The 11598-nt window shown below is 63.1% G+C and carries 12 protein-coding genes; 11 read left to right on the top strand and 1 reads right to left on the bottom strand.

Annotated features, from left to right (window positions below):
• Positions 1 to 143: 143 nt before the first annotated feature.
• Positions 144 to 572, bottom strand: coding sequence for an FKBP-type peptidyl-prolyl cis-trans isomerase (locus AC0KW6_RS05635; protein ID WP_474034362.1), 429 nt, complete (start codon positions 570 to 572; stop codon positions 144 to 146).
• A gap of 136 nt (positions 573 to 708) precedes the next feature.
• On the opposite strand from AC0KW6_RS05635, the gene AC0KW6_RS05630 reads away from it, so the two are divergent.
• The 11 genes from AC0KW6_RS05630 to AC0KW6_RS05580 all read left to right on the top strand — a co-directional run bounded on the left by AC0KW6_RS05630 (position 709) and on the right by AC0KW6_RS05580 (position 11486).
• Complete coding sequence (locus AC0KW6_RS05630; protein WP_474034360.1) at positions 709 to 1395, top strand: haloacid dehalogenase type II; 687 nt, start codon at positions 709 to 711, stop codon at positions 1393 to 1395.
• A gap of 10 nt (positions 1396 to 1405) precedes the next feature.
• Complete coding sequence (locus AC0KW6_RS05625) at positions 1406 to 2236, top strand: alpha/beta fold hydrolase (RefSeq protein WP_474034359.1); 831 nt, start codon at positions 1406 to 1408, stop codon at positions 2234 to 2236.
• The gene (locus tag AC0KW6_RS05620) at positions 2233 to 3210 is read left to right on the top strand and encodes a threonine ammonia-lyase (RefSeq protein ID WP_323775909.1); all 978 of its coding nucleotides are present in this window, start codon (positions 2233 to 2235) and stop codon (positions 3208 to 3210) included. The genes AC0KW6_RS05625 and AC0KW6_RS05620 overlap by 4 nt, the downstream gene beginning before the upstream one ends.
• 45 nt (positions 3211 to 3255) lie before the next feature.
• Positions 3256 to 4452: an endonuclease/exonuclease/phosphatase family protein gene (locus AC0KW6_RS05615; RefSeq protein ID WP_474034358.1), complete on the top strand. Its 1197-nt coding sequence runs from the start codon at positions 3256 to 3258 to the stop codon at positions 4450 to 4452.
• Positions 4453 to 4584: 132 nt separating this feature from the next.
• Complete coding sequence (gene pcaD / locus AC0KW6_RS05610) at positions 4585 to 5376, top strand: 3-oxoadipate enol-lactonase (protein WP_323775907.1); 792 nt, start codon at positions 4585 to 4587, stop codon at positions 5374 to 5376.
• Positions 5369 to 6079, top strand: a complete 711-nt coding sequence (locus AC0KW6_RS05605) for an alpha/beta fold hydrolase (protein ID WP_474034357.1) — start codon at positions 5369 to 5371, stop codon at positions 6077 to 6079. Before pcaD ends, AC0KW6_RS05605 begins: the two co-directional genes overlap by 8 nt.
• The gene (locus tag AC0KW6_RS05600; protein WP_323775905.1) at positions 6079 to 7416 is read left to right on the top strand and encodes a lyase family protein; all 1338 of its coding nucleotides are present in this window, start codon (positions 6079 to 6081) and stop codon (positions 7414 to 7416) included. Before AC0KW6_RS05605 ends, AC0KW6_RS05600 begins: the two co-directional genes overlap by 1 nt.
• 108 nt (positions 7417 to 7524) lie before the next feature.
• A complete protein-coding gene (locus AC0KW6_RS05595; protein WP_474034366.1) occupies positions 7525 to 8688 on the top strand; it encodes a TCR/Tet family MFS transporter in 1164 nt (387 codons plus the stop codon).
• Positions 8689 to 8768: 80 nt separating this feature from the next.
• Entirely contained in the window at positions 8769 to 9857 is a 1089-nt protein-coding gene (locus tag AC0KW6_RS05590) for a Zn-dependent alcohol dehydrogenase (RefSeq protein WP_323775904.1), read from the top strand.
• Between the two features lie 24 nt (positions 9858 to 9881).
• Positions 9882 to 10250: a hypothetical protein gene (locus AC0KW6_RS05585; RefSeq protein ID WP_323775903.1), complete on the top strand. Its 369-nt coding sequence runs from the start codon at positions 9882 to 9884 to the stop codon at positions 10248 to 10250.
• Between the two features lie 3 nt (positions 10251 to 10253).
• A complete protein-coding gene (locus tag AC0KW6_RS05580; RefSeq protein ID WP_323775902.1) occupies positions 10254 to 11486 on the top strand; it encodes a mandelate racemase/muconate lactonizing enzyme family protein in 1233 nt (410 codons plus the stop codon).
• The last annotated feature ends 112 nt before the right edge of the window (positions 11487 to 11598 follow it).

Here is an 11598-nt window from a genome sequence, read left to right as displayed (position 1 = left end):
TTTTTGTTTTTTTTGACACCCTCTTTTTTTGTGTGTTGTTTCTTTTCTTGTCCCCCCCCCCCACGCCCAAAGCCGCCAAGCGTTTTCCGGCACAGCCGGAAGACCTGCGGGCGCGGGAGTGCCGCCTGCCCGCAAATGGAACATCAGGATACCGAGACCAGCTCGATGTCGAACACCAGATCTTTGCCCGCCAGGAAATGGTTTGCATCCAGGGTGACAGTCTCGTCGCTGACCTCAACCACCGTCACCGGCAGAACCTGGCCGTCCGGGCTTTGCATCTGCAACTGAGTTCCCAGCTCCAGCGGGATATCCCCGGGAATGCCCTCGCGGGGGATCTCCTGGCGCGCGGCGGGGTTGATCGGACCGTATGCCTCGGCGCAGGGGATTTCCAGCGTCTTGCTCTCTCCCTCGGCCATGCCTTCCAGCCCTGCATCCATGCCCGCAATCACATGCCCTGCACCGACGGTGAATTCCAGCGGATCTCGGCCCTCGGAACTGTCGAAAACGGTGCCATCCGTCAGCTTGCCTGTGTAATGGATGCGCACGGTGTCGCCGTTCTTTACCCCGGTCATATGACCTCCAATTGGTTGCGGGTTGATAAAGGGGCGCAGCCTAGCGTCCGCGAACGTGATGTAAACCCGTATGGGTACAATTTCCCGCTTTGCCCGCCCAGGGCTTCGTGCGACGCTCCAGCAAAGGGAGAGCCCCATGCCAATCACCACCTGTATCTTTGACGCCTACGGCACCTTGTTCGATGTGGCCGCTGCTGCGCGGCAGGCCGCCAGCGAACCGGAGTTTCCGCATTTGCAGGACAATTGGGCCGAGCTGGCCAATCATTGGCGGCTGAAGCAGCTTCAATACACCTGGCTGCGGGCGATCACCAATGCCCATGCCGATTTCTGGAATGTGACGCAGGACGGGCTGGACTGGGCGATGGAGGCGGCCGGCCTGGCAGGGGATGCGGCCCTGCGCCAGCGGCTGCTGGACCTCTACTGGCAGCTGCGAGCCTATCCGGAAGTGCCCGCCATGCTGAACGCCCTGAAGACCGCCGGCATGAACACCGCGATCCTGTCCAATGGATCCCCCGCCATGCTGGACGGAGCGGTGCAATCCGCCGGGCTGGGCGATGTGCTGGATGACGTGCTGTCGGTAGAAAGCGTCGGCATCTTCAAGCCCGACGCCCGCGTTTACGATCTGGTTGGCGCCAGGTTCAACTGCGCCAGGGAGGAGGTGCTGTTTGTCTCCTCCAACGGCTGGGACGCGGCGGGGGCATCGGGCTATGGGTTTGTCACCGCCTGGGTCAACCGGGCAGGCGAGCCTATGGACCGGCTGCCCTGGACGCCGGCGCATATCCTGCCTGACCTGACAACAATTCCCGACCTGGCCAAAGGATGACCCTACACATATGCCGTTTTTCGAAACCTCAGACGGGCTGCAGCTTTATTATACCGATGCCGGGAAGGGTGTGCCGCTGCTGTGCTTGGCAGGCCTGACCCGGGACAGCCGCGATTTCCGGTATTTCGCACCTCATTCTGCAGGCTGCCGGATGATCACTCTGGACGCCCGCGGACGGGGGCGGTCGGATCATGATCCGGGCTTCATGACCTACAATGTTCTGCGCGAAGCGCAGGATGTGCTGGAACTGCTGGACCATTTGGGATCGGACCGCGCTGCCATTCTTGGCACGTCGCGCGGCGGCTTGGTGGCAATGACACTGGCCGCCATCGCCAAGAACCGGCTTGCAGCGGTGGTCCTGAATGATGTCGGCCCGGAGATCCCCGCAGACGGCATTGCCCGGATCATGGGCTACGTGGGCCGCCGCCCGGCAGCAAAGACCCATGCGCAGGCCGCAGAAGCGCTTGCTGCACTGATGGCGCCGGCCTTTCCCGGCGTCCCGGCTGCACGCTGGCGCGAGGAGGCTGAGGCATTTTACGATGCAGGCGCCGGCGGGCTCAGCCTGCGCTATGATCCGCGCCTGCGCGACGCGCTGCTGGCACAAGCGGAGGCAGGCCCTGCCCCGGATCTCTGGCCTTTGTTCCAGGCTTTGGACGGCCTGCCTTGCGGGGTCATCCGCGGCGCGAATTCAGACATTCTGAGCGCAGGAACCTGCGCGGAAATGCGGCGCCGCCTGCCAGCGCTGCAAGCAGTGGAAATTCCGGACCGCGGCCATGTGCCCTTTCTGGACGAGCCAGAGGCGGTTGCCCTCATCCATTCAGTACTGGACCAGATCACATGACCTCAATTACCATGATCGAAGCGGCGGCAGCGCGGCTGAAAGGCCATGCCCGCGTCACGCCGCTGCTGTCCTCGCCCTTTCTGGACGAGATCTCCGGGCGGCGCCTGTTCGTGAAGGCGGAATGCCTGCAGCACACCGGATCCTTCAAGTTCCGCGGCGGCTGGTCGGCGGTCTCTGCGCTGGCGGAAGAAGACCGAAGGCGCGGGGTCATCGCCTATTCCAGCGGCAACCATGCGCAGGGCGTGGCCGCAGCGGCCAAAGCGCATGGGGCGCCTGCTGTGATCGTGATGCCGGCCGACGCGCCAAAGCTGAAGATCCAAAACACCCGCGACCTGGGCGCCGAGGTGGTGCTTTATGACCGTGCAGGCAGGGAAAGCCGCGAGGCAGTGGGCGCCCGGTATGCCGAGAAGGGCGGGCTGACGCTGATCAAACCCTATGACGAACCGCAGGTGATTGCCGGTCAAGGCACCTGCGGGCTGGAGATCGCGGAACAGGCCGCTGCCGAAGGCATCACCCGGGCAGACGTTCTGGTTAACTGCGGCGGCGGCGGATTATCCTCGGGGATCGCCCTGGCGCTAGAGGCGCGCGCGCCGGATCTGCGGGTGCGCCCGGTGGAGCCGGAAGGGTTTGACGATGTGACCCGCTCGCTGGCGGCCGGTGAAATCCGGCAGAACCGCAGCCAATCCGGCTCAATCTGCGATGCGATCCTGACACCGCAGCCCGGTGAGATCACCTTTCCCATCCTCAGCCGCTTGTGCGGGCCGGGACTGGTGGTAAGCGAGGATGAGGCGATGCGGGCGATGGCGCTGGCCTTCTTGCGGCTGAAAATCGTACTGGAACCCGGTGGTGCGGCATCGCTGGCGGCGGCCCTGTTCCACCCTGACAAGATCGATGGCGAGGCGGTGATTGCAGTCGCCACAGGCGGCAATGTGGATGCGGCGCTGTTCCAGGAGGCGCTGGCGCGTTATGCTTGACCTCTGACCGAACGGAAATCCGTACGGCTGGCAAGGGGGCCGTTCATGACACGTTTCACCATCGCCTCGTTCAACGTCAAAAATCTGATCGGACCGGAGCGGGAATACTACCGATTTCAAAGCTACACGCCTGAGGAATATGCGTGGAAGGCGGATTGGATGGCTGACCAGCTGCTGACGCTGAACGCGGATATCGTGGGTTTCCAGGAGATCTTTGAGGAGGCCCCGCTGCGCCAGGTGATTGCCGAGGCGGACCGCCGCGGAGCGGAGGCAAATGCAGCCAGCATTCCCGACCCGTCCAAGCGCTATCACCGGAAAGCGATTTTTCAGAAGCTGGCGTATGGTTCTTATGACGAGGCAGCGCTGGCTTTCGCTGCGAACGTCAATGACACCGGCGGGCCTGGACAACGGCGTCCCGGTCTCGCGGTGCTGTCCCGGTTCGGCTTTGAAGGAGAGGCAGAAGTGATCCAGGAGCTGGCACAGCCGCTGGACATTCCCATGGCCTGCCTGGGTGAGGAAGAAGAAGCCGGTTTCTATACCCTGCGCCGCCTGTCGCGGCCAATCTTAAAGGTCCGCGTACCTGTTGGAGGACAGGTCATCACCGTTTTCAACTGCCACCTGAAATCGAAGCTGGGCGAGTACATCACACCGCAGGGCGCGGATTACGCGCCGGAAACCGTGCTGACGGCTTATGACGCCGCAGGCCGTGCCCTGGGGTCCTTGAGGGCGGCATTGCGGCGGATGGGAGAGGCCTGGGTGCTGCGCCGTGCAATTCTGGACGAATTGGAACAGGGCCGCCCGGTGATGGTCTTGGGGGATTTCAATGACGGCGAACACGCTGTCAGCAGTGAAATCATCTCGGGCGAGGCTCCCTTCAAGAATTACGCCTGGATGCTGCGCCATGATGCCCGGCACGGCGGCGACCGCTACAGCGAGAAAGAGGACACTCAGATCCGCGAAGCAATCGACCGGGTGCGGCTGCGATCAGCCGAGAATATGTTCCTGAAGAAAAGCCTGCGCGATGTGGTCTACACCACTGCCTTTAACGGAGTGCATGAGAGCATCGACCAGATCTACATGTCGCGCCATTTCGACCCTGCCTGGAGCGGCGCGCTGGGGGGGATGCAGTACTACAGCGTGTTCAACGACCATCTGACCGACGGCAGCCACCCTGAGGCGCCTTACAACAAGCTGGCCTCCGATCACGGGCAGATCATGGCCCATATTGAGCTGCACGGCTGAAGGACGCAGGAGAATCCAAATTTTCCGGCCAATTTTCTTACCCAAGAAAATTTCCCAGCCCGCGGCAGGCGGCTGGTTTACCTCGTCGCCCCGGCGCAGGTAGAGTGCGGTGGAACAACCAAGAGGCGCTCCATGCAGATCGCAGACCTGGGCGATGTCCAGCTTCACTACCGCATTGACGGAAACGCGGATGGCGCGCCCATCGTTTTTGCCAATTCTCTGGGCACGGACCTGAGGGTCTGGGATGAGGTAGTGGCGCGCCTGCCCGCGGGCCTGCGCATCATCCGATATGACAAGCGCGGCCATGGGTTGTCGTCCTGCCCGCCGGCACCTTATTCGATGGGCGCGCTGGTGCGCGACGCAGAACGGCTGCTGGATCATCTGCAGGTGCGGGATAGCATGTTTGTGGGGCTGTCGATCGGCGGCATGATCGCACAGGGGCTGGCAGTGAAGCGGCTGGACCAGATCCGGGCGCTGGTGCTCTCCAACACCGCCGCCAAGATCGGCACTGCAAAGATGTGGAAGGACCGCGTGCAGACGGTCCAAGCGCAGGGTGTGGAGGCGCTGGCCGATACCGTGATGGAGCGCTGGTTCTCCAGAACTTTCCGGGCCACGCCCCAGCTGCAGCTTTGGCGCAACATGCTGGTGCAGCAGTCCCGCGATGGCTATGCCGGCTGCTGCGCGGCAATTGCCGGAACCGATTTCTATACTCCAGCCAGCGGGCTGCGGCTGCCGTGCCTGGGTATCGCGGGCTCTGAGGACGGCGCCACCCCGCCCGATCTGGTGCGCGAGACGGTCGATCTGATCCCCGGCAGCCGGTTCCACCTGATCCGCCGCGCTGGCCATATCCCCTGCGTCGAGCAGCCGGAGGAATACGCAGAGCGCCTGACCGCCTTCCTGCAGGAGACCGGGCATATTGGCTGAGGTTCTGCTGGTTCATGGATCCTGCCACGGCGCCTGGTGCTGGCGTGATGTTGTCCCGGCACTGAAGGCCGGCGGCCATACAGCGCGCACGATCACCCTGCCCGGCCATGGCGACGGCCGGGATCCGGCAGGCGTCACGCTGGCAGATACCGCTGATGCCATCGCAGCGGCCTCCACCCCGGACACCATCGTGCTGGGCCATTCCTGGGGCGGCTTTCCGATTTCTGCCGCTGCAGAGGCCGCCCCGGAAAAGCTGCGCGGTTTGATCTATCTCTGCGCCTACATCCCGGTCAGCGGCAGTTCCCTGATCGATATGCGCAAAGCCGGGCCGCGGCAGACGCTGACGGGCGCGACGGCCAAGAACCCGGCCGGCACTGGCTACAGCTTCTTGCCTGATACCGCACCGGATTTATTTTATCACGATTGCTTGGAGGAGGCCGTTCGCTATGCCATGCAGAATCTCTGCCTTCAGCCGATCCGGCCTCAGGACACACCGATCCAGCTGACTGAGCGGTTCTATGGGGTGCCCAAGGCCTATATCCGCTGCACAAGCGACCGGGTGATCCCGCCGGAATACCAGGTGCAAATGGCGGCACAGCTTCCGCCGCATCTGGTCTATGAAATGCAGACATCCCATTCGCCCTTCTTTGCAGATCCCAAGGGCCTCGCGGATCTGATCGGGCACATCGCAAAGGACTTCTGATGGCAGGTTCCGTCTTTGACAGCCAGGTTTACGGTGATCTCTTCAGCAGCGGCGAAGCCAGCCGCCTGTTCTCCGACAGCGCAGAGGTGCGCGCCATGCTGCTGGTGGAAGGCGCGCTGGCCAAGGCGCAAGGCGCGGCCGGGGTTATACCCCAGGAGAGCGCCGCCGCAATCAGCCGGGCCGTGGTGGAAATCGCCGTCGATCCCGGTGTTCTGAAGCGGCCTACAGGACAGAACGGCGTGCCGGTGCCGGGGCTGGTGGCTGCGTTCCGCGACGAGATGAAAGCGCCGGAACATGCGCAGTACGTGCATTGGGGCGCCACTTCGCAAGACATCATGGACAGCGCGCTTATGCTGCGGCTGCGCCAGGTGCTGGCACTGGTGGAAACGGATTTAACTGCAAGTGTGAAAGCCCTTGGCACATTGTCGAAAACACATGCGGAGCTGCCGATGGCAGCGCGCACTTATGGCCAGCACGCCACCCCCACCAGTTTTGGCGCGGTCGCAGCGGGCTGGGGCGCGCCACTGCTGGGGTTGATCGAGGAACTGCCCGGCTTGCGCCAGAGCTGCCTGCTGGTGTCCTTGGCAGGTGCTGCCGGAACCTCATCTGCCTTGGGGCCGCAAGCGGCGGAGGTGCGCGCAGCCATGGCCAAGGGGCTGGCGCTGGGTGATCCCGGACGCAGCTGGCACACTGACCGCACTCCGGTCCTGCGGATTGCGGATTGGCTGGTGCGGGTGACGCTGGCATTCGGCAAGCTGGGAAAGGACTGCACCGCGCTGGCGCAAAGCGGCGTCGGGGAGATTTTGCTGGGCGGTGCCGGCGCTTCCTCGACGATGCCGCAGAAACAGAACCCGGTCGCGCCTTCGGTTCTGACGGCCTTGGCGCGGCAGGGCAGCGGTCTGCTTTCTGTGCTGCAGGGAGCAGCGATGCAGCAGCATCAGCGTGACGGAGCAGCCTGGTTCACCGAATGGATGTGCCTGCCCCAAATCGTGCTGGGCGCCGCCAGTGCTGCAAAGACCAGCAGGGCGCTCTGCGCCGGTCTCGCACCCAATGCGGCGGCCATGGCATCCGCGTTGTCGGACGGGCTGGGCATGATCCACGCCGAGGCACTGAGTTTCGCCCTCGCCGCAGAAATGCCCCGGCCCGATGCCCAGGCGGCGGTCAAGGCGCTGTGCCAAGAGGCGCAGTCCACTCAAACCCCGCTGCAGGACCTGGTCGCGCGGGAATACCCGGATCTTGATACGGCAGCGCTGTTTGATGCGTCGCAACAGATGGGCCGGGCCCCGTGGGACGCCTTGCAATTTGCCATAAAGGCAGGAGAACTGGGCGGCGAATAGAAACCGTCGAGGAGAGCAGGATTGCCTGCGCTGACAGCGAAAACAGGCAAGGGTGCCGGGGCAGAACACCAAAGCCGCCTGTCCCTCGTCTTTGTCCTGGCGACCGTGATGATCGATGCCATGGGCATCGGGCTGATCATGCCGGTGATGCCGGGCCTGATCACCGGGGTTCAGGGCGGGTCGCTGGCGCAGGCGGCAGTCTGGGGCGGTGTCCTCAGCACTGTTTTTGCAGTGATGCAGTTCCTGTTCAGCCCGATCCTCGGCAGCCTGTCCGACGCAGTGGGGCGCAGGCCGGTGCTGTTGGTCTCGCTGTTTGTGATGGCGCTGGATTACCTGATCATGGCCCTTGCCGGCACCATGTGGCTGCTGCTTCTGGGCCGTATCCTGGGCGGCATCACCGCCGCCACCCATTCGACGGCAGGCGCCTATATCGCCGACATCTCGCCGCCGCAAAAGAAAGCCGCCAATTTCGGCCTGCTGGGTGCGGCCTTTGGTGCCGGATTTGTGCTGGGCCCGCTGATGGGCGGATTGCTGGGCGAACTGGGTACCCGGGCGCCGTTCTATGCCGCTGCGGTTCTCGTGCTGGCAAACTTCGCTTTTGGCTGGTTTGTGATGGGCGAGACGGTTCAGGACAAGAACCGCCGCCCATTTGAATGGCGCCGCGCCAACCCGTTAGGCGCCTTCCGCGCGGTCGGGCGCATTCCCGGCATCAAGCCGCTGCTGTGGGTCTATTTCCTCTATTCTGTTGCCATCTACGTCTATCCCGCGATCTGGGCCTATTTCACGCTGGAGCGGTTTGGCTGGCAGCCGCAGGTGATCGGGCTGTCGCTGGCGGTTTACGGTATCTCGATGGCTTTGGTGCAGGGCTGGCTGTTGCGCTACACGGTGACTTGGTTCGGGGAGCGCCGGACGGTGATCTGGGGCCAGCTGTTCGACTTTGCCGCCTTCGGCATTCTCGCATTCATCTCCAGCGGCACTCTTGCGATGCTGCTGATCCCGGTCTCGGCCCTGGGGGCGGTTGTCCAGCCCGCACTGCAAGGAATGATGGCACAAGCGGCAGAGGACAACCAGCAGGGCGAACTGCAAGGGGTGCTGACCGCCGTCAATGCGCTGGCGATGATCCTGTCGCCGCTGATGATGACGGTGGTATTTGCCCGCTTTACCGGCGAAGGCGCTGGCCTCTACCTGCCAGGTGCGCCGTTCCTGCTGGCGCTGCTTCTGATGGCAATCGGCTGCGCGGTGTTCCTGCGCAGCAAGCCTTCCGTAGCGTAATTGCGCCTTCGCCCTGCCGTATTCCGGCTTGATGCAGCCCGACCGCCGCGCCACGCTGTTTGAAAACGGGGAGAGAGACCATGCAAACCATCAAAGCCGCCGTCTGCCATGAATTCGGCGCGCCGCTTGTGATCGAGCAGGTGCAGCTGGCACCGCCCGGGATGGGTGAAGTTGAGGTCACACTGGACGCAGTAGCAATCTGCCACAGTGATATTTCCTATGCCGAGGGCGCCTGGGGCGGGCATCTGCCGGCAGTCTATGGGCATGAGGCCGCCGGAGTGATCACCAGTACCGGCAGCGGCGTGCAGGGGTTTGCCGTGGGCGACTCGGTTGTGGTCACCCTGATCCGCAGCTGCGGCACCTGCCCCTCCTGCGCCGGCGGCAGGCCGGTGATTTGTGAAACACTCTATGACACCGTGAGCGGCCCGCTGAAAACCGCGGACGGCAAGCCGCTGGATCAGGCCATGGCTTGCGGCGCCTTTGCCGAGAAGGTGGTGGTGGACCAGCGGCAGATCGTGAAAATCCCGGAAGATATGGGCAAGGATGCCGCGGCGCTGGTTTCATGCGGGGTGATCACCGGGGTGGGCGCGGTGGTCAACGCGGCGCAGCTGCGTGCGGGTCAGGATGTGGTGGTGATCGGTGCAGGCGGTGTCGGCCTCAATGCCATCCAGGGCGCCCGAATCGCTGGCGCCCGCCGCATCGTTGCGGTGGATATGAGCCCGGAGAAACTGGCGATTGCCAAGGAGTTCGGCGCCACCCACGGGGTGCTCGCCACTGAAGAAAAACCATGGAAAGCCGCATTCAAGGCGCTTGGCGGCCGCGGTGCGGATGCGGTGCTGATCACCGTTGGCGCCATCCCAGCCTATGAACAGGCCCCCCGGTATCTGGCGCGCGGCGGCAAAGCGGTGCTGATCGGCATGCCGCATTCCGGCGCCAAGGCCAGCTATGAGCCTGTGGTTTTGGCGGCCGTGGGCCAAGGGCTGATCGGTTCCAAGATGGGGGACGTGGTGATCCAGCGTGATATCCCGTGGATGGTGGATCTCTACCAGCAGGGCCGCTTGAAACTGGACGAACTGATTTCCGGGCGCTGGACTTTGGAGCAGATCAACGAGGCCATTGCCGATACCAAGACTGGTTCTGCCAAACGCAATGTGATTGTTTTCGGCTGACACTTTCAAGGTGGAGCGCAGAACATGCTCAAATTTCTGACCGATCTCTTTAAACCAGAGACCCCCAAGGCGCCGCCGGTCACCTCGGAGACCTCGGCCGGTTTCGGTGCCGGCGAGGCCGCCCCCTTTCTGACGCGGCTCGCCAATAATCCCCGGTTCGGGCTGCCTGCGGAATTCACCGCCGCCATCGCGGATACCCTGCCTGGCTTGGACATGGACGAAACCCGCCGTTGGCAAATCGACGGCGCCTTTGACGGAGCCAGGGTGCAAATCGATATCGAGGTTTGCGTGGACAGCATGGGGGCGCCGGGCCTGGCCTTCTTCAGTACAAGGGCTGCAATTGATGAAATCGACAAGGAATTGGCCGCCTTTGCCGAGGCTTCGGAGAGCTAGACCATGAAACTGCAAGATCTGGATATCATCGTAACTGCACCGCCTGCCCCGGGCTGGGGCGGGCGCTATTGGATCCTGGTGAAAGTCACAACGGACACCGGCATCACCGGCTGGGGCGAATGCTACGCGTCATCCGTGGGCCCTGATGCGATGACCCATGTGATCCGCGACGTATTCGAGCGCCACATGGCAGGTGAGAACCCGGAAAACATCGAACTGATGTTCCGCCGCGCGTATTCCTCGGGGTTTACACAGCGCCCGGACCTCACAGTGATGGGTGCGTTCTCGGGTCTGGAAATCGCCTGCTGGGACATCCTGGGAAAGGACCGCGGACGGCCGGTGCATGCGTTGCTTGGCGGGCGGATGAATGATCGCATCCGTGCCTATACCTACCTCTACCCGCTGCCGCATCAGGACATCATGCCGTTCTGGACCTCGCCTGAAATGGCTGCCGAGGCCGCAGCACAAAAGGTGCGCGAAGGCTTCACCGCGCTGAAATTCGATCCCGCCGGCCCCTATACGATGCGCGGCGGGCATATGCCTGCGATGTCGGACATCTCCTTGTCGGTGGCGTTCTGCAAGGCGATCCGCGAAGCCGTGGGCGATAAGGCAGACCTGCTGTTCGGCACCCATGGCCAGTTCAGCACCGCCGGTGCCATCCGCCTGGGCCAGGCAATTGAACCCTTTGCCCCGCTCTGGTTCGAGGAGCCTACCCCGCCTGACAATATCGAAGACATGGCCCGCGTTGCCCGCACCCTGCGCATTCCTGTGGCCACAGGTGAACGACTGACCACAAAGTCAGAATTTGCTGCAGTGCTGCGGGCTGGCGCCGCCGAGATCCTGCAGCCGGCCCTGGGCCGTGCCGGCGGGATCTGGGAAATGAAAAAGGTCGCGGCCATCGCAGAAGTGTTCAATGCACAGATGGCGCCGCATCTTTATGCAGGACCGGTGGAATGGGCGGCCAATATCCACCTCGCCGTCTCAATCCCGAACATCCTGCTGCTGGAAACCATAGAATCCCCCTTTCACGATCAGCTGATCAAGGGGTCTATCCGCGCAGAGAACGGCTATGTTACCGCGCCCAGCGCACCCGGACTGGGCATCGAAGTGGACGAAGATCTTGCCCGCGCCCATCCGTTCACCGGAACTGACTTGCACCTTAACATGCAGGAAGCGCCCTGTGATTATTCAAATGGCAACGCCTTTGCCGGTGGCTCTCCGCCGATCGTGGATTGAGATTGCAAATCCTGGGTGACTTGACCGGAAGAATAGCGGCACTATGCGGCATACAATCTTCCAGGATGCCGCATAGTGCCTGCCCAGAACAATGACCTCATCGACTTAAAAA

Source organism: Leisingera sp. SA215, from assembly GCF_055902035.1.
This window is presented reverse-complemented; position numbering and strand designations above follow the sequence as displayed.

What these genes read in the sequence shown, in the direction of transcription:
- AC0KW6_RS05635 (WP_474034362.1), bottom strand. Translation starts at nt 572, where the DNA reads ATGACCGGGGTAAAGAACGGCGACACCGTGCGCATCCATTACACAGGC.
- AC0KW6_RS05630 (WP_474034360.1), top strand. Translation starts at nt 709, where the DNA reads ATGCCAATCACCACCTGTATCTTTGACGCCTACGGCACCTTGTTCGAT.
- AC0KW6_RS05625 (WP_474034359.1), top strand. Translation starts at nt 1,406, where the DNA reads ATGCCGTTTTTCGAAACCTCAGACGGGCTGCAGCTTTATTATACCGAT.
- AC0KW6_RS05620 (WP_323775909.1), top strand. Translation starts at nt 2,233, where the DNA reads ATGACCTCAATTACCATGATCGAAGCGGCGGCAGCGCGGCTGAAAGGC.
- AC0KW6_RS05615 (WP_474034358.1), top strand. Translation starts at nt 3,256, where the DNA reads ATGACACGTTTCACCATCGCCTCGTTCAACGTCAAAAATCTGATCGGA.
- pcaD (WP_323775907.1), top strand. Translation starts at nt 4,585, where the DNA reads ATGCAGATCGCAGACCTGGGCGATGTCCAGCTTCACTACCGCATTGAC.
- AC0KW6_RS05600 (WP_323775905.1), top strand. Translation starts at nt 6,079, where the DNA reads ATGGCAGGTTCCGTCTTTGACAGCCAGGTTTACGGTGATCTCTTCAGC.
- AC0KW6_RS05595 (WP_474034366.1), top strand. Translation starts at nt 7,525, where the DNA reads ATGATCGATGCCATGGGCATCGGGCTGATCATGCCGGTGATGCCGGGC.
- AC0KW6_RS05590 (WP_323775904.1), top strand. Translation starts at nt 8,769, where the DNA reads ATGCAAACCATCAAAGCCGCCGTCTGCCATGAATTCGGCGCGCCGCTT.
- AC0KW6_RS05585 (WP_323775903.1), top strand. Translation starts at nt 9,882, where the DNA reads ATGCTCAAATTTCTGACCGATCTCTTTAAACCAGAGACCCCCAAGGCG.
- AC0KW6_RS05580 (WP_323775902.1), top strand. Translation starts at nt 10,254, where the DNA reads ATGAAACTGCAAGATCTGGATATCATCGTAACTGCACCGCCTGCCCCG.